This is a genomic window from Rubripirellula amarantea (genome assembly GCF_007859865.1).
Classification (GTDB): Bacteria; Planctomycetota; Planctomycetia; order Pirellulales; family Pirellulaceae; genus Rubripirellula; species Rubripirellula amarantea.
In genome coordinates this window covers 3,583,672-3,608,147 of sequence record NZ_SJPI01000001.1, presented here as the reverse complement: position 1 = coordinate 3,608,147, position 24,476 = coordinate 3,583,672, and the positions used below count along the sequence as shown (strand labels likewise).

Below are 24,476 nucleotides of genomic sequence, written 5' to 3'. Positions count from 1 at the left end.
CAACTTTGCTATTGCCACCAGGCTGCCGTCAACTCTGGGGCTCCCTAACGTCGCCTGCTCATCCAGATGGCCCTAAAACGCTGGTCCCTAGGTATTCCTTGTCCCTCGAGGCGATCGCCGTTGACGGCCCCCACCGAGGCCCTAAAGCTCGTCCCAGGTTGGCACGAGCCGACCGTAAAGCCGCCAGAGGTAATCTAGCGGGTGCAGACTCATCGGATCTTGATTGTCGGGCCAAACAAATGGGTCGAGCAGACTGTCCTCAAATTCACTCCCGATGATGCTCGGTCCCATCCGGATTCCACTGCGATAGTTTCGATTGTCGTAAAACAGCGTATCCGTTCCCGTCCCACCACTCACGATTAAAAGAGGATCGCCGATGATCAGGTTTTGGTCCCAAATCAACGTATCATTGCCAGCCTCGCCGTGGATGGTCACCAAGTAGGTCGCGAAGTTGTTGTTGATCAGATCAAACGTATCACTGCCTTCCCCTCCACGCACTGTTAGCGAATCGATCGAAGAAAGGTTCACCTCGACCGCGTCGTCTCCATTCCCAGCCTCAACGACCAACTGAGTGGCATCAACACGATTGATGCTGACATAGTCGTCGCCGTCGCCTGCGATCACCGAGAAGACGCCCGTGACTCGAGGATATACGATTTGGAAGAAGTCATCGCCGCCGCCTAAATCAACGTCGAACCGTTCGTAGGTGGTATTCTGGACTCCTAGTCCACGCTGTAAGTCGCTCATCGAGAACAAGTCGTCGCCTCCGAAGAGACTCAAGACAATCATGTCGACGTGGTCAAGCACCAACGTTTCTTCGCCGTTGATCGTCGTTCCCGGTAAGCCTCGAACGGTAAGTTCCTGACGCCCACCCGACCTCAATCGCGTGTCGACAAAGATCCGATCGTCGAACTGCGTTCCCATGATATTAGCTCGACCGTTAACGAGCGTGACCGTAACATCGTGCGTGGACGCATCGTGTAACGTTTCATACTTGATCCAACCGGGATTCGAACGTATTCCATCTACCGCTCGCCAGGGTCCACTGAGCGACGTTCCCTCAAATGAAAGCGGTGTGACGCCTTCAATAAGTCCAGAGTTGTTTCCACCGCCACCGTCGATCCAAACATCGCTGTGAGTGCGAATGGTGTTGGCAACGAAGTTGATGTTGTCGTCACCTTCCCCAGCCGAAATGAGAAAGCGATCGTACAGCGGCGAGTTTAGAAATGTGTTGCTACGGATGTCGATTGAATCGCTACCGCCTTCGCTAACTAATCGCGAACTGCCATCGATTCGATTATCGATCAATTGCACGCCATCGTCGCCTAGGCCGACGTTCAAGCGAAGGTTCGATAGTTGAGAGTCGGAAACGACGACTAAGTCATCACCACGTAGTGTCACGATGGTCGATGATTCGGTGAATCGCATTTTGTCGACCCAAACGACATCGCTTCCATTTCCGACGCGAAGATTCAACGTGTCGAATACAGCCATCGCGGACGTGGACGACTGCATTACGATTTCGTTTTCGCCACCCTTCAGATTCACTTTGAAGTCGCTAACCGCATTGAAACCAATGGCTGATCGTCCGTTGATGAGCGTTCCATCACGACCTCGAACAATCACATGCCGGGTCGCCGGGTTCGCCTCGATGGACAAGTGGTCGTCGTCGAACGATCCAGCAAGCACTAGTTCGCCGTCCGAATAGGATGCTGCGACATTAGCAGCCAACAAGCGCCGACCTTCCAAAGCTTCGAACTTTCCTATTCGACATTGATGCTTGCGTTGCCTGCACATACGAAACCCTATTGCTTGCTGATGACTGACCGACCGTATCGGCGCTTTCAAGAGAAAGCCATCAGTGGCAAAGGCTGTGCCGTTTCGAAAACGCGGCAGTTGCCTCAATGAATCGTGCTACATCGCCGCAAGGACGCGACAATACGCACACATGCTCGATTCGACGAAGCTTAGGTCGGCATCGCCATGAGGCTATCAAGGCGACAAACTAGTTGCCAATCACCAACTGATCATGGCACCGATATAGGCACCGCTCATGAAAAGCTTGCCGGACGAATTGATTGGCTGCTCGGGACTAGCAGCATTGCCTTGAAACTGCTCTGGTGCCAAGGCAACGTCATTAAGCCATAGCATTTGATAGCCGGCTCGAACCTGGAACATCTCGCTAACGCACGCGGTGATGCCCGCATCGACGTCACCCAAGAAGGCCGCGTCGGTGTTGCTGACGGAAGAACTGCGAAACTCAACGGTGTTGTTGACGTCACGAAGCATCGAGTCTGAACTCGCCTCGTTTCCAAAAATCCCAACCTTGCCGGTTACATGTCCTCGCAGGAAACCGGCGACAATCGTCTCTTCGATCGACGCACCGAGTTGACCGCCGAACATATCGTTCTGGGTGTCGATGTCGTAGTTGCTGACGAAGTTGCCGTCAGTACCGGTAAGTCGAAACGATTCGTCAAGAGAAAAGTATCGAGCACCGAACATCCAAGAGAAGTTTGCGTTGGTGTCGACCCAATGGTTCAATTCAAAGCTTTGGATTTCAGAGTCGTAACTAATGTCGATACGATCCGCCAACGTGTAATCAACGGTTCCCAAAACCGAATTCAAATTACCGTTGCCCGCTAGTCCGTTGGACAAGTCCCAATCGGAATTTAAGAAGGTGAACTCAAAGCGAGAACCCTTTGTTCTTGCGAAACCTAACGAAACGCCGAAACCCGAACCCGTCGATGGTTCCAGATCATCGGTGGTTAGCAGCGTCGAACCAGCGTTTTGTGAAACCAACGGAATACCGCCCGACGGAGCATCGCGGTCAAGGAACAATCCCCAAGCACTGGTCGTCCATTTTGGACCGCAAGGATCGGCACAGGCTCCGCTGTCACACACTCCCTCCTCAAACAAATTGAGTCCAGGCGCATCACAACAATCCTCGAAACCGGCGCTGCAACTTTCGCAGCCACATGATTGAGCATGAGCGGTTGCCGAAATCATCAGCAGGACACAAGCAATCAGGGAGAATCGGGCTATGGTCTTCATCATCAAATCCGGTGGAGAGGTTTGCACCTAGTCTCTATCGACCGATACAACCGTCAAAGTAAGAAAAACTTACTTAACCCGTAAAGATTACCGTCACCCGACCGGCAAACGCGGTGTTTGCCCGGCCACTACCGAGCTTGGCGCCATGACTTAGATGCGTTTAGAACAGCCAATGGTCCGTATTCGCGAGAATTTGGTCTCGTTCGTCGTCGGAATCCGCGTCCGACGCTGGATACATCACGTACGACTCGTTGCTTGCCAGTTGTGTTTCACGAACCGAAGCAGCAGCGTTTTCTAACTCGTTGATAACCATGATTGCGTCCGAGGCACTCACCCGATTGTCAGCGTTAACATCGGGATACACGCCGACCGTTGCCAGCGACTCTCCTTCGCCGCTTCCCTCGGTTTGCAACCGATTGATCACAATCATCGCATCACTGGCACTGACCTGAGCATCCGCGTTGACATCGGTGGGGCTATCAAGGTTCGTTGCATTCAAGCTCGTTGCATTCGGGTTCGTTGCATCCAGGTTCGTTGCCAACAAGCCGGTTTCGATCTGTGAAGTCGCGACCCGCGCGGCTGCCGATGCGGTAGTCGAACTCGACGTTGCCACGGTTGCAGCGGCTGTCGTTGGAGTGTCTTGTGTGATCGTGTTTGTGCCGCCGAGACCGAACAGCAGGTCCGTGCCTGCCCCGCCCACGATGATGTCGTTGCCGCCCGCTCCGAAAATCATGTCGTCGCCATCACCACCAAAGAACTCGGTGGGAATGTTCATCGTGTTGGGCACGACGACGATCGAATCGTTGCCAGCGTTCCCGAACGCAACCAACTTCGACGGGTTCGCGAACGGACCGCTCATCACACCATCGACACGAACGAACATGTCGCCGACGCCACCAAACCGGAAGAACTCGATGTCGCCCCCGTCTTGAACCGTGATAACGCCATTGACGAACGTCACATTGTCGCCCGTTGGGTCCGTATCGTCGTTGGTGATGGTTCCGGTCGCGCTAGCCGTGCCAATGGTGTAAGCGGCTGTATTGGCGGTGATGGTCAAAATCACTGTTTCGTTAGGTTCAACAACCGTGTCGCTAGTCGGATCAACCGTAACGGTTGCTGTCGTCGCTCCCGCTGAGATCGTCACGCTTGTCGACGTTCCCGTGAAATCAGAGGCGGACGCTGTTCCCGAAGTCGTGTAGTTGATCACCAATGCTTGACTATTGTCGCTGCCCCCGGCGCGTGTGAACGTGTAAACAAGGTTGGCCGTTCCATCTTCAGTAACGCTTGTCGGCGCGACCGCCACGCTAACGGTCGGTAATGTTGCGGCGGTATCGTCGTTGGCGATAGTGCCCGTCGCCGATGCAGTGCCAACGCTATAAGTGGCGGCGTTGGCGGTAATGGTAAGAATGACGGTTTCATCCGGTTCCACCGTCGTGTCGGCCGTCGGATTCACAGTAACCGTGGCCGTGGTCGCGTTTGCGGGAATCGTCACGCTGGTTGAAGTCCCCGCGAAGTCATTTGCCGAGGCAGTGCCAGAGGTGGTGTAGTTGACGACGAGCGGTTGCGAGTTGTCGTTCGCCCCGCTGCGTGTGAAGGTGTAAACCAAATTCGCCGTACCATCCTCAGTAACCGATGACGGTGCGACCGTAACGCTAACCGTCGGCAAAACCGTAGCGGAGTCATCGTTGGTGATCGTCCCCGTGGCGCTTGCCGTCCCGATGGTGTAGTTGGCGGCGTTGGCGGTGATGGTCAAGATCACAGTTTCATCCGGTTCAACGGTTGTGTCCGCTGTAGGATTTACTGTCACGGTCGCAGTCGTCGCGTTTGCGGGAATCGTGACCGTGGCTGCCGTTCCAGTGAAGTCGCCGCTCGATGCAGTTCCCGTGGTGGTGTAATTAATCACCAAAGGTTGTGAATTGCTTGTCGCACCACTGCGTGTGAACGTGTAAACCAAATTCGCGGTACCATCCTCGGTGACGCTCGCGGGAGCGACCGTGACGCTGACCGTCGGTAGTACGGTGGCTGCGTCATCATTGGTGATGGTTCCCGTCGCCGACGCCGTTCCAATGGTGTAAACCCCCGTCCCCGAAACAATGGTCAAAATCACTGTCTCATCTGGCTCGAACACGGCATCGGCTGTCGGATCAATCGTAACGGTAGCCGTGGTCGCGTTCGCGGGAATAGTGACGCTGGTCGACGCGCCCGTGAAGTCGCCCGGTGATGTGGTTCCCGTCGTCGTGTACTCGACTACTAGGGGTTGGGAATTGTCACTGCCTCCGGTGCGAGTGAATGTGTAGACCAAATTCGCAGTACCGTCTTCGGCCACACTCGCTGGTGCAACACTGACACTTACCGTGGGTAACACAGCAGCGGTGTCGTCATTCGCGATTGTCCCGGTGGCGGATGCCGTTCCGATGCTGTAGTTCGCCGCATCGGCGGTAATGGTCAAAATGACCGTTTCGTCAGGTTCCACATCCGTGTCGGCGGTGGGATCGACCGTTACAGTTGTGGTCGTGGCACCGGCGGGAATGGTCACATTGGCAGCAGTTCCCGTGAAATCCGCAGCGGAAGCTGTTCCCGAGGTCGTGTAGTTGACCACGAGTGGCTGGGAGTTGTCGGATCCGCCCGCTCGCGTGAACGTATAAACCAAGTTGTCGGTCCCGTCCTCATCGACGCTTGCCGGTGCCACCGTGACGCTAACGGTCGGTAGCACAACAGTGGCCGGCTGGACTCGAATGATCAGGTCCCCAAAATCATCGATTGGCATCTGCTGCTCGCCGCTCGCGTCAGTGACGAACGTACGCGTCAACGCATCAGCGGTGAAATTAATGGTGAGGCGGTATTCCGTAACCGCAGTGACGCTTGGCGCGGTGACCGTGAACGAACCAAGAATTTCTGCTGGCGGCACCGGAGTGGAAGTTTCACCCGCTGGCAACGTTGCCGAAAAGATGAAGTCGTCAGCTTCGGAGTCCAGGCCTGTTTCGCCCGGCACAATGTTCGAGAACTTGCTGCCGGTAACGGAAAAATTACCAAACACCAAATCGTCATCGGACTCCTGAAAATTGAGTGCGTAACCGCGAACCGGCGCCGGAGCCGAATCGATCTGGGCACTGACGGTAAACACTGCTCCCGGTGCAACCGTAATCACGGTCGTTGGCGTCGTGTCGCCCGTCAAAATCTCTTCGGTGATTGTCCCCACGCCACTGCCGGGAACTAGTTCCAAATCCACACCGGTCGTCACCACGGGCGTGCCAACCTCGAACACAAAATCACCGAAGTCGGTGATCGGAATCTCGGTATCGGTCGGATCGATCAAGTTGGTGGGGAAGAGCACGCCGTCGAAATCGGCGGTCAGCGTAAACAGATCACCGATCGTTGCTCCGGCGGGTATCGTGACGTCGAACGTACCCAGCACTCGTGAAGGAGGAACCGGAAATGAATCGGTTCCCATTCCCACCGGCGCGGCTGCCGAGACCACTCGATCGGAAATCTCTGTGTCGAGGGCCTGAGTGAACACACTGTCGGTGATCACGAAGTTGGCAAACTGCAATCCCGATGTGCTATTGGTCAGATTAAGTGCGTAGTTTGCAATCTCGGATGGAGTGGTTTGACCTGGGTCAGCCGACGCGGTCACGGTCAAACTGATCGTTTCACCCGCATCGACAAACAAGCGGCCATTGGACAAGGATTCATTGTCCGTGGGCGCAAACCCCAACACCGCTAACAAACGCCGATCTTCAAGCAACTCAGTGCGCAAGCGACGACGGGTGGGACGATTATTTTTGGATCGACGTTTCATGGATCAGATTGTAATCAAGTTGAAAGAAGAGTCGGCGAGCTAGAATAGTTCTTCGATGAAGGCTTCATTGGCAAGCAGTTGGTCGACAATGCTAGCTTCGTCGTCATCCTCCGGTTCAGGCACCGGCACACTGACCTGCGGAAGTCGGTTGATAACGAACAACGCGTCAGCAGCAGAAATCTTTCCGTCGCGATTCGCATCGAAGGACGAGAACCCGCCGTCACTTTCCGTGTTCCCCTGAGACATGCGGTTGATCACGTTCAATGCGTCTCGAGCGTTCACCACCCCGTCGCCGTTGACGTCAGCGGGTTGTACCAACGACGCGAGCAGGGCTTCACCCTCCGCTTGATCCAATGACAACGCGAGCGACGAACTCGCATCCGCTTCGGGGAACATGTTTTCGCCAAAATGATCCAAGAAAATTACGAAGTCTTGAGCGTTGATGCCAACGGGCGTCCGTAAGTCGACGTATTCCGGCGGCGTCGTGTTCAAGAACCAATAGGCAAACGTTGTAAAGTCGCGATTGTCGACAATGCCGCTTCCATTGAAGTCACCGGTAAGCACGAAGAACTTGTTCTCGCGTGTGCCCGTGATCACGATGGGTTCGCCACCGGTCACTGTTGATCCGATGACCAGTTCATAGACACCATCGGTCAATTGGCCAGCGTCAAAGTTAAGGGTCAACGTGGTCAAGTCAGTACTCATCGTGATCTGACTGGCTTGCAACGTTATGAATGTCCCAGTTTCTAATCCACCGACTCCCTTATTAGTTAAGGTTAGATCAGCGGGCGTCGGCACTGCCGTCAGCGGCGTACCAAGGTCAAACTCGGCCACTCGCAAAGTACTACGCTGATTCGCCCAAGACGTCGGAGGTGTCCCCTTTCCATCGATGCCGTCGTCAGACGATCCGGCTGGGATTCCCGACGTGATCACAATCACCGGTGGTGGATCGTCGTTGTCCGTAATCGTGGCCGTGTGAACTACCGAACTGCCGAGGGTTGCGCCCGCAGAAGTTCCCAAAGTGACAACGATCGTTTCATCCACCTCGTCAATCAAATCATCGATAATCGTGATCGTCACCGTCGCCGTAGTACTACCAGCAGCAATGGTTGCTGTGCTCGAAGCGATCGTGAAGTCACTGCCGTCCGTCGCGGTACCGGACACGGTAAAGGGGATGCTCGTGTTAACGGCCGCGGCCTCGGACAACACCACATCGAACGAAAGAGTGCCAACATCTTCGCCGACGCTTTGAGATACAGATCCAACGTTGACAACGGGTGGTGACACATCGTTATCAGCAATCGTCAGCGTATGAACGATATCAGTCCCCAGCGTAGCGCCCGTCGGAGTCCCCAAGGTGATGATTACGGTTTCATCGTCCTCATCAATCAAGTCGTCCGTGATCGTGATAGTCAGAGTCGCTAACGTGACCCCGGCTGAAAAGTTGATCGGGCTTGCCGAAATCGCGTAGTCAGCTCCTCGAACCGCTGTTCCGGTAACGGTGAATGGCACCGACACTAAAGTATCACTTGGAGAGGAAAGCGTGACTTGAAACGAGAACGTCCCCGCACCCTCGGCACCCACTTGGGAGATCGAACTGATGTTGACCACGGGAACTGCAACTTCGTTATCGGTGATGGTCGCCGTATGGACGACGTTTGCGCCAAGTGTCGCACCCGTTGGGGTTCCCAGCGTGATCACGATGGTTTCATCACTTTCCACCAACGTATCATCAACAACGCTAATCGTTACTGTCGCGGTTGTTGCCCCCGCAAGAATCGTTACCGGACTCGATGTGATGGTGAAGTCATCGCCGCTGGTTGCTGTTCCCGTCACCGTGAACGGCACCGTCACGTCTTGATCGGATGCCGCCGAAAGCGTCACATCAAAAGTCAGCGTTCCCGCGTCTTCCGAACCCGATTGAGACGCCGCGCTAACGTTAACCGTAGGCAAGGTCGCACTATCGTCATCGACGATGGTTGCGGTATGGACCGTCGTCAAACCCAAGGTCGCACCGATGGGAGTCCCCAGCGTTACGACGACTGTTTCGTCCGACTCGACGTCCACATCATCAGTTAGCGTGATCACAATCGGAGCAGAAAGAAAACCAGGAGTGATCGTGATTGGCGATCCCGTGATCGTAAAATCAGTGCCATCGGTCGCCGTTCCGCTAACGGTAAACGGAATCGTAACATCCGTTGCGGAAGTGTTTGACAACGTCACGTTGAAGGTCAGCGTCCCCACCGATTCACTTCCACTCTGGGACGCGACGCTGACGTTCACAGCGGGTGTTGCGCCCGTTACATCGTTGTCCGTGATCGTGATCGTATGAACGCTGGACGAACCCAGTGCGGCTAGATCAGGAGTGCCCAGCGTGACGACCACGGTCTCGGGATCTTCGATAATCGTATCTTCCAAAATGGTCACGAAGGCAGTGAATGTGGTCACGCCTTCTGGGATTACGATTGGACTGTTTGCAAACGAGTAATCGCTTCCACTAGTGGCTGTTCCTGACAAAGTAAAAGGAACTGACACAGGACTCGAAAGCGCCACCGAAAGGGTCACCGTGACCGCGACGATCCCCGCATCCTCACTGACCGATTGCGATGCGTTGGCGATGTTGACAACAGGGCTGGAATCATCGTTGTCAGTAATGATTGCCGTGTGAACCGTCATTAGCCCTAGCGTTGCACCGGTGGGTGTTCCAAGCGTTGCGATCACGCGTTCGTTTTCTTCGTCAAACGTGTCATCGGTTACGACCACCGTCACGGTTGCTAATGTCTGACCGGCTGGAATGGTTACGGGGCTTTGAGTGATGGTGTAGTCAACACCATTGGTGGCCGCGCCACTTAAAGTGAACGGAATCGTTACGTCCGACGACAAAGCGTTTGAAAGCACAATGTCGAAAGTAAACGTACCGACGTCTTCGTTCACCGTTTGACCTGACGCACTAAACTCGACAGTTCCCGTGAGTTTGTCGTTGTCATTGATGATCGCCGTGAATACCGCGTCGGTTCCCAGGGTCGCACCGGTAGGCTCACCCAACGTAACGATGATGGACTCCTGATCGTCTTCCTCGATCGTGTCATTCAGAATTGTGATTACCGCGGTGAACGACGTTTGACCAGCCACGATCGTCAACGGGCTCGCCGTGAATGTGTAGTCGACTCCGCTAGTCGCCGTCCCTGATAGCGTGAACGGGATGGAAACATCTTGGGTCGATGCTTCCGAAAGCGTCACGTCAAACGAGAGCGTCCCAACGTCCTCATCTTCCGTGCGAGTGATTGGCGTCACGTTCACGGTTGGCGGCAAAGGTTCGTTGTCGCTAATTGAAACCGTATGAACGACGGATGTCCCCAAATTAGCGTTCGTTGGGGTTCCGAGCGTCACGATTACCGTTTCCAAACTCGTTTCGCTAATCGAATCGTCGATCACACCCACATTGATGGTGGCCGACGTTGAACCCGCGGTGATGACGACGGGACTTGCGGTGATCGTAAAATCGCTGCCAGAAACGGCTGTCCCCGTGACGGTGAACGGGACTGATACATCAACATCGGACGCTTCGGACAAGTTGACCGTAAAGGTAACTGTGCCAGCGTCTTCGCTAACCGTTTGGCTCGCCACACTGACATCCACCGTCGGCAGAATCGCGTCGTCGTCGTTGATCGTTAGCGTGTGAACAATTGAGGTTCCCAGCACCGCTCCGGTTGGCGTTCCCAATGTTACCACCAAGGTTTCTTGATCAGCTTCATCGACATCGTCATCAACCAACGCAATCTCTACGTCCAGGGATGTTACACCGGCCGGTATGGAAAGCGGACTCGACGTGATCGTGAAATCATCCGTGAGCGTCGCGGTTCCTCCTAACGTAAACGGAATGGTGATTGCTTGATCGGAAGCCTGTGATAACACCACACTGAATGAAACAGTTCCATCACTTTCACTTGCCGTTTGATCCGCCAATGAAATCGACACGGTGGGTTCGATCGCGTCGTCGTCAGAGATGGTTGCCGTGTGGGTAGTCGATCCGGTAAACACAGCACCGACGGGAGTACCGAAGTTGATGATGACCGTCTCGGTGTCATCCTCGTCGATCAAGTCGTCCAGGACGGTGATCGTAAACGTGGTCGACGTTTCGCCTGCCGCAATCGTGACCGGACTTACGGGAACCGTGAAGTCACTCCCATCGGTTGCGGTGCCCGACAAGGTGAATGGAATGCTGACGTCAGTGGTGGACACCGCAGACAAGTTCAACTCGAATTGCAACGATCCGATCCCTTCGCCACCAGCGGTCCCTGTCACATCCATGCTAACGCTCAGCGGCGGATCATCGTTGTCAACAATGGTGGCCGTATGAACGACCGAGGCCCCAAGGTTCGCACCAACCACACCCGTGATTGTCACGACAACAGTCTCTTGATCAGTTTCATCGATCGCGTCGTCGATCACATTCAATGTGATCGGAACACTCGTTGATCCGGCGGGAATAGTGATGGGGCTATCGGTGATTGTAAAGTCGCTGCCACCGATAGCGGTGCCGCTAACGCTATACGTGACCTCGACCGCTTCGGTTAACGCCGTCGAAAGCACAACGTCAAATGTGACGGATCCAGCATCTTCATTCACCGTCTGACTAGCAGATCCAAACGATACGGATGGCTGAACCGTTTCGTTGTCGGTGATCGTCAGTGTGTGGACGGTGTCCGTTCCAAGATCAGCCCCAGTGGGAGTGCCCAAAGTCAAGACAATCGTTTCCTGGGATGCCTCACCGATCGAGTCATCGAGATACATCACGGTGATGCTTCCCGTGGATGATCCAGCGACAATGGTGATGGGGCTACTCGATATCGTGTAGTCGACTCCGTTGGTGGCCGTGCCCGTGATGGTGAAGGGCACAGTCACTTCAAACGTCGTCGTTGCCGACAATTCCACGTCAATCACCACGGTGGTAGTTGCTTCGGTGAAATTTGTGCTCGCGGTGGAGAATCCAACGGTAGGCGGATTCACGACGGGATCGTCGTTATCGAGAACGGTCAGCGTGTACTGGATGTTCGTCCCTAGCTGCACTCCCGAAGCTTCGCCCAACGTGATCAAGATCGTTTCATCGGGTTCGTCGATGGCATCATCAATCACCGTTACCGTGATCGTCGCGGATGTTGCCCCCGCTGGAATCGTGAAGGAGTCCGTTGGAGCTGTGTAATCCGTGTCACGAATCGCGGTTCCGCCCAGTGCGAAAGGAATCGTGATGGCTTCCGTGGATGCCTCTGATAATCCAATGCTAACCGAGAACGAGCCAATATTTTCAGTCGAGGCTTGCGGAACCGAAGTGAAATTCACGGTCGGTGGGGCCACTTCGTTGTCAACGATTGTCGCGGTGTGAGTGATCGCCGTCCCCAAGCTCGCGCCGGTCGGTGTCCCTAAGGTCACGATCACGGTTTCGCTAGATTCAAGCTCAGAATCATCAGCAACTGCGATAGTGACCGTTTGCGTGGTAGATCCCGCGGCAAACGTAAGCGGCGACGTTGTTGTCAATGTGAAATCGCTACCATCGGTCGCTGTGCCTGAGACAGTAAACGGTACCGTTACCTCGCTTGCGCTTGCTGACGTTAAAGCCACATCGAATGTCAAGTTCCCAACGTCTTCGTTAACGCTCTGGGATGCAGCCGCCATACTCACCATCGGTGGCGGTTGATCGTTGTCATTGATCGTAACGGTGTGAACGACTGAGGCACCAAGGTCCGCGCGATCGGGTGTTTCAAGTGTCATGACGATCGTTTCTTGATCTGCTTCATCCTCACTGTCGTCAAGAACAGTAATCGAAACCGTCAATGAGGTCTCGCCGGCTGCAATGGTGATGGGGCTAGGCGGTGACGTGTAATCGCCACCTCGAGTTGCCGTTCCCGTCAACGTGAAGGGAATGTTGATGGCAAACGGCGAAGGCTTGGACAGCAATATATCAAACGATACTGTTCCCGCATCTTCGTCGACTTCTTGGCTAGCTGCGCTGACTGAGACAATCGCTGGTGGATCGTCATTGTCGTTGATGCTCAACGTGTGACTCACGCCGACTCCTTTCACCGCGCCCGTCACGGTCCCCATCGTGACAACCGCCGTTTCTACGTCAGCCTCATCGTCAAAATCGTCTACGATCGAAAGCGTGACATTCGCGGTGCTTGATCCCGCAGCAATGGTAACGGTGCTCGTGGAAATCGTGTAGTCGCTACCCTCGGTAGCTGTTCCAGACAAAGCAAGTGGTACGGTAACTTCGGTAGCCGATGGGAAGTCCAAATCAATATCAAACGACACGGTGCCTGCGTCTTCGTCGACCACCTGTGATGCTTGACGTATGGTTACGGTCGACGGCGGCGCATTGTTACCCGACGCCGTGACCGAGAAGGTCATCGCTTCGTCATTGTTCCCATCGGTAACAATGGCGTAGTAAGTTCCGTTTTCAGAAATCGTAAAACTGGCGTTTGCAACGGAGGTGTCACCCTGTGAAATCACGAGCGATCCATTGGAATCGAAGATATCGACGCGAGGTTCCGCATCGGGAGTCGTGGCATCCTTGGACACACGAACGAGCACGTTATCGCCGGCGGTTGCCTTAAACGGAAACAGCGTGAAGCTGCCCACCGGAACGGTAGACAACACCGTTGCTCCATCGACGAGCTCTCGATCCCTAGCACTCAGCAACGTAGGAGTACCGGGCAACGTAAGCAATCGCAATCGATAGTCCATCGCAACGTCACTACTGACGTCCGTAACCATCGCCACGTAATCACCCGCGGGTAAATTGGCCAACTCGACACTAATATCGTCGGTACCACTAATCGCCGAACGAACGACCGACCCATCGGCAGCAAAGACCGTCAATTCAGGCTGACCCAACGACCCTGAGTCGTGACCGAGATACAAACGAGCCGTGCTTAACGAATCCACGGTAAAATTGTGGAAATGAAAGCCACCAACATCCACGGTCGAACTCACTTCTTGTCCGCTGGTCAACAAGACAGAATCGTTCCCATCAATGGTCTGCGGCGTCCCAGGCAAAACAAGTAACCGAACTCGATACGCCATCGACGAATCACTATTCGCGTCAGTAACAACCGCCGTGTAAGTCCCCGCATCGGCTAGTGTCGCTTGGAACGAAATTTCATCGGTGCCATTCTGAGGACCAAAGGCGATGCTGCCGTCGGGACCATAGATTGTCAGTTCAGGGTTTCCAACGGCATCGGCATCCTGTCCCAGACTAAAGCGAAACGTCGAGGGCTCGTCGAGCACGATGCGATGAAAATTGAATTCTCCCGCCGAAACTTGCGTCGCAAAGACTTCTCCGTTGCCCAGCGCATCCGAATCGCGCCCCGCGATGGGCTGCGGCGTACCGGGCAATGCCAGCATGCGAATACGGTAGTCCAATGCTGAGTCGTTATTGGCGTCTTCGACTAAGACCGTGTAGGTTCCCAAAGGCAAATCCGCCAGCACAGCGGAAACACCGTCGTTACCGTTGGATGGCCCAAACAAGATATCGCCCGCGTCGTCGAAGACCGTGAATTGCGGCTGGCCAACTTCCCCATCGTCCTGTCCCACGGCAATTCGTACCGTGCTGGTGGCATCGAGTGTGAAGCGATGAAAGTTGAATGACCCTACGTCAGTTGACGCAACGACTTCCCCGCCGTTGGAAAGCGATGCCGAATCGCGGCCTCCGATCGGTGTTGGAGTACCAGGCAAGCTCAACAGCCGGATTCGATAATCCAGCGTCTCGTCGCTATTCGTTTCCGTTACTACCGCAGTGTAGGTGCCGACCGGTTGATTGATGAGCTGAATGGTAGCGTCATCATTGCCTCGCGTTGGCCCGGCGATGATGGTCCCGGTGGAATCAAAAATCGTCAGCTCGGGACCGCCCACTGCCGCCAAGTCTTGCCCTACGCTCACCCGGAAAGTACCGGCTTCGCCAAGAGTGAACTGATGAAAATTCAATCCACCGATTTCAAGGCTCGATTGAAACTCTTGCCCGTTCCCTAACGCCACTTGATCGCGCCCGGTAATCGGGGCAGGAGATCCCGGCAGGGTCAGCAAGCGTGCCCGATAGTCCAACGGTTCATCGCCGTTGGCGTCCGCAACTAAAGCCGTATAAGTTCCCGCGGGCAAGTCAGTTAACTGAGCAAAAGCATTGTCCGCTCCGCTCGACGGGCCAAAGACGATCGCGCCGCTGCTGTTGAAAACAGTCAAGTCAGGTTGCCCCGAGGCATCCGCATCTTGGCCCACAGTGAAACGAACGGCACCGCCCTCGGCGACGTCGAACGAATGAAAATTAAACCCGCCGACTTCGACGGTCGCACTGATCTCGGACCCATTGGACAAAGAAGTGGTGTCGCGTCCGACGATCGCTTGCGGTGACCCCGGAATGGTCAATAAGCGAAGGTAGTAGTCCATCGCAGCGTCATTGTTGGTTTCAGCGACCACCGCGGTGTAGGTTCCACCGGTTAAACCGGTGATCTGAGTCGTCACATCATCGGTTCCGCTGCTTGCACCAGAGATCACCATGCCGTCTGGACCAAAGACAGTTAGCTCGGGTCGCCCGGGAGCTCCCGCGTCCTGCCCAACGCTCAAACGAAAAGTACCGTCCGCGGGCACGGCGAACTGATAAAAGTTGAAGCTTCCCACATCAACACTGGCGGCGACACGCTGCCCATTGCCCAACGAAATTGAATCCCGGCCCGTGATGGCTGATGGGGTTCCCGGCAACGTCAGCAAGCGAATGTGGTAATCCAGAGTCTCATCGTTGTTGGCATCAGAAACGACCGCCGTGTAGGCTCCCGAGGGTTGCCCGGATAACTCAAGCGTTACATCGTCCGTGCCCGTGGTCGGCCCCGCGATCACCGAACCGCTAGCGTTTAGAATCGTCACGTTAGGATTCCCAACGGCGCCCGATGTCTGACCCACCGCCACGCGGATCAGTCCCGGCTGAGCAAGCGAAAACTCGAACGACTCGGTTTGCCCGATGGCCAATGAGTCAGTCAACTCTTGCCCCGAGGCAATCGCCGCTAGCACTCGTCGATTCTCGAGCGACTCGAAATTCAGCCGTCGACGACGCTGTCCCGAAAGACGGTTGCCAAAAAGGCGATTCTTTACGACACGATTTCCCACGGCACGGTTTCCCTTTTGATGTTTCAAAGCAGCACGTCTCGCAAAACTCATGTTTCTATCCCTCAACCACCACACGCCCCAAAACGCCTAGACTACCCGTTTGATCGTACCGCCCCGTACTCTCGCCGCCCATCCCCAGGGCTAACCGTAAGCCGCAATAAGGCGACTCAAGCCCCCACTCGCAGCCCTCTCAGACTCTGGGACCTTCGCCGTAGTTCCCAAGCGTCTTTCAAGAAGTCAATCTTCGTTGCGCTTGGAACCCTGGCGGCCTGAAGGAGTGGCGGCTTGGATCTCGCTAGCGGTTTCTAGGCCAACTCTGTTCGGCGTCCCTACGTGATGTAGGATAGGGAGTTCATCCATGACTTCTCTCCAAACTAGAGGAAACACCCTTGAATGACCCAACCAACGATCCCGACGTGCCTCAAACCCCAGCGTCGCCTGAACCCGTAGCTGAGCCACCGTCTAAGGAGGAGTTGCGTTTGGCGATGAAGGCGTTTCGCAAACGACTAAAGTTGATGCGGCTCGACGATGAATCGAGCTTGGGCTACGGACCGATGTCCTCGGGGAACTCGTCGCAGATCGGAGCCATCCGACCGCCGGATCAATTTCCCAAAGAGATCTGGCGCGAACTCGAAAACAAAGGCAAGATTCGCCGCGAAGGCGGTGGCCTGTATTCCATCGTTGAATCTTAGAGACAAAGCATCACGACCAGTATCGCGGTTGCTGACGACAGTACCGCAGATCGCTTCGTATTCTGCTTCATCGTGCTCTGCTTCACCGTGTTCTGCTTCAACAAAGCTAGCCTCACGTTCCTGGTGGCCTAGCATCTTTACATCCACGCGATGTTATCCCATGCGGTCATTGACGCCATACTCGCGGTGGATCTCTTCTGCTTTGAGCTTCCTTCGCGATCGAATGAACGCGATCGAATGAACAGGCTTGAAAGGACGGGCCCTAGTAGACCAGACCGAGTGGACCGGCCGCCCTGAATGAGTGAGTGCGTTGAGTGCGTTGTCCTACTACGCGAGCCGTTTACGGAAGCAATGTCGGCGATGGTTGCTTCGTCGGCGAAAGAAGCACCCCATCAAGTCAACGGCATGAGGGGTTGCGGCGGGGATGACGAATGCAGTGGTCGCGCCCCACTGCCCGCAATCTGTCATCTCGAGCTATCAAGGGGAACGGTCACGGGGAACTGCCTTAAGAAACCGTCACGACGAGTCGTACCAATGCGCCTTACCGATTGCCCCACCATGAGCCTTGTCCGCGATTCGCAACTTGGGCGAACGATGCATCGTTTATCCCTCGACGCTGACTTGTCGGTGAACGTCATCATCACTTGACCGTGCATGGCTGTCCTTGAGGCACCATCGTGGCAATCAAATTCAGATTTGCGAAAGGTGCAGTCATCCCCCCAACCAGGACTGCTTACACGATGTTCGCGCAACGCAATCAAGTGCTTGCACCGGATAAAGCATGTCGCGTTGGACAATCACGACCGTTCGATCTTCGCGATTTTGAAGTGCACACAGATGTGCGGATCTAGCCCAAGCTTGCGGATGTAGGCGTAGCAGCTTCCCTTAAGTGAAAAGTGCATTTTTAGGTCTATCCAAGATTTAAAGTTGCGCTACAAGTTGGTTTATCCATTGCATTTCTGGCTCCGCGAGATCGATGTCGATAACCGTTCTTCGTGTCGTTTCGCGTGGGCTTACTAGCTGTTTCGCACTTTAAGGATTAGTCGAGTGTTCGTTTCACTACGTTACCAATTTCTACTCATCGTGATCGCTTCCAGCGCGGCACTGAGTGGCTGCGGGGGCTCTACGGATCCCTCTATCATCTTGCCTGGCGAGGACTACCAACTCTCCACCATCGAAAAAAAGAACCTAGACCTCGAAGCACAAATGAGGGGAGGCTCAGCCGACGACGAGGGCTGAGAAAGCGAATTCGAATGTTGCGATTTAGGCACGCAACAATACAAGACATCAAGGCGGAAACTTTAAATTCTATTGATACACAAATTTAGGAATAGAGAATGTTTCCTTTGAGTTCACGCAAACGAAATGCGTTCACGTTGGTCGAACTATTGGTTGTGATCGCAATCATTGGCGTGTTGGTGGGGCTACTTTTGCCTGCCGTCCAAGCTGCTCGCGAAGCAGCCCGCCGAATGAGCTGCAGCAACAATTTCAAACAACTTGGAATTGCACTGCACAACTACCATGCAGCTTTCAAGAATTGCCCGACCCAAATGGGCGGGACCCAGACTCCGCCCGGCGCACGAGCTTGGTACCGTGCGACCGATGAAGCCAACCAGTTGTCCCTGGGATGGCTGGTGGGATTGATGCCCTTCGCAGAACAGCAAGGCATCTGGGAACAAATCAGCAATCCCAACTTTGTCGATTTGGCTGCACCGGGAACTACGCGAGCCGTGCCGTGGCCAGCGATGGGACCGACCATCACTGACGAAGACAACCAATACGGCAGTGGCATCAACACACGCAACACTGCGTACCAACCATGGATGACGGAAATCCCCATGCTTCGCTGCCCTAGCGATCCGGGTGTTGGCTTACCCGCGATGGGACGCACCAACTACGCCGCGTGCTTGGGAGATGCGAACTCCTTTCATGCCGATGGTCCGTACTACAGCACCATCGAGCTTGCACCAGATCGAGTTGAAGAAATGCGAGCGTCGGGACGCGGCTTCTTTGAAACTCGCAAAGAGATCAAGTTTCGCGATGTCATCGACGGCCTTTCGAATACCATCGCCGCAGGTGAGATCATGACGGACATTGGTGATCGCGACATCCGCACCCTTGCCCGCGCCCTCATCGGCTTCGGCCCTGCGAGTGATGAACCGTTGTTCTGCCGAAACGACATTGATGTTGAGCGGCCTAAGTATTGGGATCCAAACGTGACTGTACTTGCGGCTGCCAATCAAGGCCGGGGTTACCGATGGGCCAGTGGAACGGCAACCTACAGCAGCATGAACACCATCCTGCCACCCAATACGGAACTATGCGTGACGTTCTTTGATACTGGTCAAGGCATGTTGTCATCGAGCAGTCGTCACCTCGGTGGCGTGCATATCCTCATGGGTGATGGAGCGGTCCGCTTTATCTCTGACTCGATTGATGCTGGCGACTCGAACACTCCTACGGTTCAGCTCGACGGCATCGGCGATAGTGCTCCTGGACAAAAGAGCCCGTATGGCTTGTGGGGCGCACTGGGCACTCGTGCCAGCCGTGAAGTGATTGACCAAGAACTCTAATCGACTTCGACGTCGAACTTCGAGCGTTCAATAGCAAGGAACGTTCAATAGCAAGACCGACCGGCGGACCAGCCAGTCGGTCTTTTTTTATGCGCTGCTTAACCGTCGCAATTTGTTAAACGGATGCCAACCGAATGGAACAAGTCAGATATTATGATGCAGTAGCCGATCCCTTGCATGTCACGCAGTGGCAGCCAGGGCGTGACATGCAAGCGATCGCGATCGCTGATGCACCGACGGCAAAGGTGCTCATTCGATTCTCTGACTCTAAGGATAGCTGTTCAAGATGCTGGAAAATGTGTGGCAATGGTTAAGTCGACTCTTCCAGTGGCTTCGCGGTCGCGAGCCAGCGTTGTTGGCGATGGTGCTCATCATCGTGGTTGCAGCGTGGGCCTTTATCCAACTCGCTGATGAGGTGCTCGAAGGCGAGACGCTGGCGTTGGACAAGTGGATTGTTCGGTTGATGCGACAGCCCGACGATCCGGCCACACCGATCGGACCTCCGTTCTTGCAAGAAATGGGACGTGACGCCACGGCGCTGGGAGGCGTTGGAGCGTTAACGCTCTTCACCGCTATAATCGCTGGATACCTGTGGATCGACAAAAAGAAACACATGACGCTGTTTCTCGTATTTTCGACCTTCAGTGGTCTCGTTATCAGCCTGGCCTTGAAGCAGGTGTTTGCGAGGCCTCGACCGGACATCGTTCCTCACTTATCGATCGTTCACACCAGCAGCTTTCCGAGCGGACATTCAATGTTGTCGGCAGTGGTCTACTTAACGCTGGGAACCCTGGTCGCCAGCGTTCTGCCCAATCGCTCACTTAAGATTTACATATTGGCCGTGGCATGTCTGCTAACGTTCATCGTCGGCCTCAGCCGCGTTTATCTCGGTGTCCACTATCCCACCGATGTGTTGGCGGGCTGGATCGCTGGTTTAGTCTGGGCGTTGTTATGCTGGATCGTCGCACGTTGGCTTCAAAAACGGAATAAAGTCGAGGGCGACGATGCCCAGAGCAATAACGATGCCCAGAGCAATGACGATGCAAAGAGCTATCCGGCGTAAGACAAACAGTAATCTGGCATAAGAAGAGGGTGCTAATGAGGCGTTGCCCGGCCCCCATCAAGACTTTGCCGATGGGCGGTTTGCACCAACGCTTATAGCAATAGACGGTCACGGTGACCGGAGTGCTCGAGAAAGTTAATTCTTAATGCTCGCTTTGTGGTCACCGCGCGTTCGGTAGCCTAAACTCTGCGGATGCAAAAACCGAAGCCCTCCTTAATCATCTTCACCGACCTCGATGGATGCTTGCTCAATAAGCACGACTACGATTGGTCGGCCGCCGCTGCGACGTTAAGCCGATTACGGGAACTCAGCGTGCCCGTGATCATGAATTCCAGCAAGACGGTGCCAGAGATGACTCAACTGGCGACGGAATTGAACTTAAACGAACAAACGTTTATATCTGAAAATGGTTCGGTGATTCGCTGGGGAATCGACTCGGGCGAATCGTCGGGAACCTCTGAAGTCATCGGCGTTCCACGCGATCAAATCCTGACAGTGCTGCGTCAGCTCAAGCCAAACTTTAGCTTTCGTTCGTTTGTTGACCTGGGTCTTGACGGCGTGATTGCCGAAACTCAACTGCCACGTGACCAAGCTTCGATGGCCTTGCAGCGGCAGGGAACGGAACCTTTGCTGTGGGATGACACCGAAGAACGTCGGCTCGACTTTGAAGCGGCGATCCAGGATCATCACCTGACCCTAACGCGTGGTGGGCGGTTTTGGCATGTCGCCGGGCACGCCAGTAAAGGCAAGGCGATGCAACGTGTCGCTCAACAATGGGCCGTTCAAAATATTCCCGCCCTTGATATTGCCTCATCAGGTGATGGTCAAAATAACGCTCAAACAGTCACGGCTGCGATCGGTGATAGTCCCATCGACCAAAGCATGCTTGACGTTGCCGACGTACCGATTGGTATCCCCACCAAGGCCGGCCTTGGTGTGAACATAGATTTGAATCGCGGAATCGTTGCCACTAAGCAAGGCGCAGAGGGCTGGTCACAAGCCGTTAGTGAGTTGCTGTTGCGACTGGACGCGTTTCCCCGTTGAATACTTGATCTCCCCTAAGACCGACCGAACGGAAAACAATGGCCGACTTTGCGCAAAATGGAATCATTGGAACGCTGCACAATCTGCGGAATCGTTCCACCGAAGAGCTAGAGTCAGAGCTGGTGGAGTTTTCAACCGAGACTCCGATGTCGCTTTTGCTTCCGTGCTTGTATTCGGAACTCGAAGGGCCGGCGATGGGTCATATCGTCGAAGAACTAGCCAAGATCCCGTACCTCAACGAGATCATCATTGGGCTGGATCGTGCCAATGAACAACAGTTCGAAAACGCGAAGCGATTTTTCCAGAAACTGCCCCAGAAGTACGTCGTGCTTTGGAACGATGGAACCCGGCTAAGGCACGTGGACGCAACGTTGCAAGCCGAGGGACTTTCACCGAACCAATTGGGCAAGGGACGTAACGTCTGGTATTGCCTAGGTTATTTCTTAGCGTCGGGAAAATCCAAGGCGGTGGCGCTGCACGATTGTGACATCCTAACGTACAGCCGGGCCATGCCCGCTCGGCTTCTATACCCGCTGGCGCACCCATCGTTTCACTATCAGTTCTGCAAAGGCTATTACTACCGCGCAGCTGATGGAAAGCTGAACGGTCGCGTTTTCCGATTGCTAGTCATTCCGTTGATCCGAGCGTTAAAGAAAGTGCTCGGACGAGTCGAGTACCTCGATTACATGGGCAGCTTCCGGTACGCATTGTCCGGTGAATTCTCGATGAGATCCGACGTGGTGTCATCGCTTCGTTTTCCAAGCGATTGGGGACTAGAAATCGGAACCCTTTCGGAAATGTACCGCAACTGCAATTTGAATCGCATTTGCCAAGTGGACATTGCCGACTCGTACGACCATAAGCACCAAGTGCTATCGGAAGACAACCGAACCGCCGGGTTGCACCGGATGGCCAACGATATTTGCAAAGCGTTCATTCGCAAGCTCGCGGTCGAGGGAATCGACATCAGCAGCAGCATGATCAGAACGTTAAAAGCATGTTACTACCGAACCGCTTTAGACGTTGTGGATCACTACCACAACGATGCGGTGATGAGCGGATTGACGCTCGATCGCCACCAAGAAGAACTCACGGTCGAATTGTTTAGTCGCGTCCTGCTGGCGGCGGGCGATGAGTTTCTCAATCGACCTGACGAAAGCCCATTCATTCACAATTGGTCGCGCGTGACGAGTGCGATCCCTGACATTTACGACCAGATCTTAGGCGCCGTGGAAACCGACAATGACTGATTCGCAGCCGTCCTCGAGCAAGGAACACCAACGCAAACTCAACCAGCGCAAGCTGCATCAAGACCAACCGCTCGAAGATCGCTCAGCCGTGCAGAACGATGAATCCGCTGTTCATGCACAACTCTGCCAACACTTAAGCTTTCTCTATCCAGATCAAGACCCCACGGCGTTGGCCGATTCGGTGGTCGCGATTTTTGACGATCTGCAGCCCCAAGAATCTCAACCGCTTCACCAATTATGGTCGCAGTCGGATTGCCTGCTGATCACCTACGGCGATTCACTCGTTGACGGTGATGCAGTCCCTCTCGATGTCTTGCATAGGTTTCTCGATCAACAACTCAAGGACGCGGTTAGCGCGGTCCACGTACTGCCTTTTTGCCCGTACAGTTCCGACGACGGCTTTGCGGTGATCGACTACACCGAAGTCAATCCTGCGTTGGGTGATTGGAAGCAGATATCAAAGCTTACCGATCACTATCGCCTGATGGCTGACGTGGTCATCAACCACGCTTCATCGGAATGCAAGTGGTTCAAGAATTACCGCGACGCCATTGAGCCCGGTGCGTCGTATTTCATGGAAGCGAACGTGGGCGATGATCTGTCCGCGGTGGTAAGACCGCGAGCGTCGTCTTTGCTGCGTCCCACGGAAACCAAGGCTGGACTCAAGCACGTTTGGTGCACGTTCAGCCATGATCAGGTTGACTTCGACTTTCACAATCCTCAAGTCTTGATTGAATTCTTGAAGATCATTCGCCTGTACTTGCAGCGCGGCGTCAGTATTTTCCGTCTCGATGCCGTTGGTTTCCTATGGAAGGAACCCGGCACGAATTGCATGCACCTGCCTCAAACGCACGAAGTGGTCAAGCTCATTCGAACCGTCACGGATTCGTTTGCCCCGGGGACATGGTTGATCACAGAAACCAATGTGCCCAACCACGAAAACCTGACTTACTTCGGAAATCGCAACGAAGCTCACGTGGTCTACAACTTCAGTCTTGCGCCGCTGCTGGTGAATGCTCTGTTGACCGGCAAAACGACTTATCTCAAACGCTGGATGATGACGATGCCGCCGGCACCGGTCGGTTGCACGTACCTTAACTTTACCGCTTCGCATGATGGCATCGGCATGCGTCCCGCCGAGGGGCTGCTTTCGGACGAAGAGCAACTGCAGTTAGTTGAAACGGTGCGTTTGTTTGGAGGCCAAGTCTCGACACGTCGCACGGCTGATGGCGGCGAACGAGTCTACGAGCTCAATGTGTCCTTGTTCGATGCATTGCAAGGAACGGTTTCCGGGAAAGATCAGTGGCAAATCGAACGTTTTCTGTGTTCCCAGACGGTGATGCTAGGGCTGGAAGGAATTCCGGCGTTCTACATCCACAGCCTACTTGCCACTCCCAATGATCAAGTCGGAGTGACCGCCTCGGGTCACAACCGCAGTATCAATCGCCACAAATGGAACTGGCCGAAACTTCAAGCTCAACTCAATGACCCGAAATCAGTTCACGCGAAAGTGTTCCAGGAGCTGACGCGACGGACCAAGATCCGGCGTCGATTGGCTCCTTTTCACCCTAACGCCACTCAGTTCACACTTCATCTCAGTGATGCATTCTTTGCGTTCTGGCGCCAAAGCACTGACCGCAGCCAAAGCATTTTCTGCGTTCACAACATGACCGACGAGGTCCAAGAACTTCGCCTTTCGGACCTGAACCTCATTTCCACCGACGCTTGGCACGACGCCATTTCCGGTTGTCAACTTGATGAGGGCACCGAATCAATCGACGTGGCACCTTATCAATGCCTTTGGATTACCAATCGACAGTAATCGGGCCAGCAAGTTGTGGTCTTCTGCGAGAC

The 24,476-nt window shown here is 54.5% G+C and carries 10 protein-coding genes; 6 read left to right on the top strand and 4 right to left on the bottom strand.

Annotation, left to right across the window (positions count from 1 at the left end):
• Nucleotides 1-141: 141 nt before the first annotated feature.
• From Pla22_RS13105 to Pla22_RS13090, 4 genes are all read right to left on the bottom strand, one after another.
• Nucleotides 142-1,734 carry a hypothetical protein gene (locus tag Pla22_RS13105; RefSeq protein ID WP_165440636.1) on the bottom strand — a complete coding sequence of 531 codons (1,593 nt, stop codon included), beginning with the start codon at nucleotides 1,732-1,734 and terminating at the stop codon, nucleotides 142-144.
• Nucleotides 1,735-2,016: 282 nt separating this feature from the next.
• Nucleotides 2,017-3,051 (bottom strand): hypothetical protein, encoded by a 1,035-nt coding sequence (locus Pla22_RS13100; protein ID WP_146515008.1) that lies wholly within the window; start codon nucleotides 3,049-3,051, stop codon nucleotides 2,017-2,019.
• A gap of 160 nt (nucleotides 3,052-3,211) precedes the next feature.
• Entirely contained in the window at nucleotides 3,212-6,850 is a 3,639-nt protein-coding gene (locus Pla22_RS13095; RefSeq protein WP_165440635.1) for a Calx-beta domain-containing protein, read from the bottom strand.
• 39 nt (nucleotides 6,851-6,889) lie between these two features.
• Nucleotides 6,890-16,051 carry a Calx-beta domain-containing protein gene (locus Pla22_RS13090; RefSeq protein WP_146515007.1) on the bottom strand — a complete coding sequence of 3,054 codons (9,162 nt, stop codon included), beginning with the start codon at nucleotides 16,049-16,051 and terminating at the stop codon, nucleotides 6,890-6,892.
• 338 nt (nucleotides 16,052-16,389) lie between these two features.
• Between Pla22_RS13090 and Pla22_RS13085 the strand changes: the two genes are divergently transcribed.
• The 6 genes from Pla22_RS13085 to Pla22_RS13060 all read left to right on the top strand — a co-directional run bounded on the left by Pla22_RS13085 (nucleotide 16,390) and on the right by Pla22_RS13060 (nucleotide 24,444).
• Nucleotides 16,390-16,692 carry a hypothetical protein gene (locus Pla22_RS13085; RefSeq protein WP_146515006.1) on the top strand — a complete coding sequence of 101 codons (303 nt, stop codon included), beginning with the start codon at nucleotides 16,390-16,392 and terminating at the stop codon, nucleotides 16,690-16,692.
• Between the two features lie 1,346 nt (nucleotides 16,693-18,038).
• Nucleotides 18,039-19,265, top strand: coding sequence for a DUF1559 family PulG-like putative transporter (locus Pla22_RS13080; RefSeq protein WP_390620252.1), 1,227 nt, complete (start codon nucleotides 18,039-18,041; stop codon nucleotides 19,263-19,265).
• 286 nt (nucleotides 19,266-19,551) lie between these two features.
• Nucleotides 19,552-20,328: a phosphatase PAP2 family protein gene (locus Pla22_RS13075; protein ID WP_146515004.1), complete on the top strand. Its 777-nt coding sequence runs from the start codon at nucleotides 19,552-19,554 to the stop codon at nucleotides 20,326-20,328.
• Nucleotides 20,329-20,520: 192 nt separating this feature from the next.
• Nucleotides 20,521-21,372, top strand: a complete 852-nt coding sequence (locus Pla22_RS13070) for an HAD-IIB family hydrolase (protein ID WP_146515003.1) — start codon at nucleotides 20,521-20,523, stop codon at nucleotides 21,370-21,372.
• A gap of 38 nt (nucleotides 21,373-21,410) precedes the next feature.
• On the top strand, nucleotides 21,411-22,622 hold the full coding sequence (locus Pla22_RS13065; protein WP_146515002.1) for a glycosyltransferase family protein: 1,212 nt from the start codon (nucleotides 21,411-21,413) through the stop codon (nucleotides 22,620-22,622).
• Nucleotides 22,615-24,444 (top strand): sugar phosphorylase, encoded by a 1,830-nt coding sequence (locus tag Pla22_RS13060; RefSeq protein ID WP_146515001.1) that lies wholly within the window; start codon nucleotides 22,615-22,617, stop codon nucleotides 24,442-24,444. Before Pla22_RS13065 ends, Pla22_RS13060 begins: the two co-directional genes overlap by 8 nt.
• Nucleotides 24,445-24,476 lie beyond the last annotated feature (32 nt).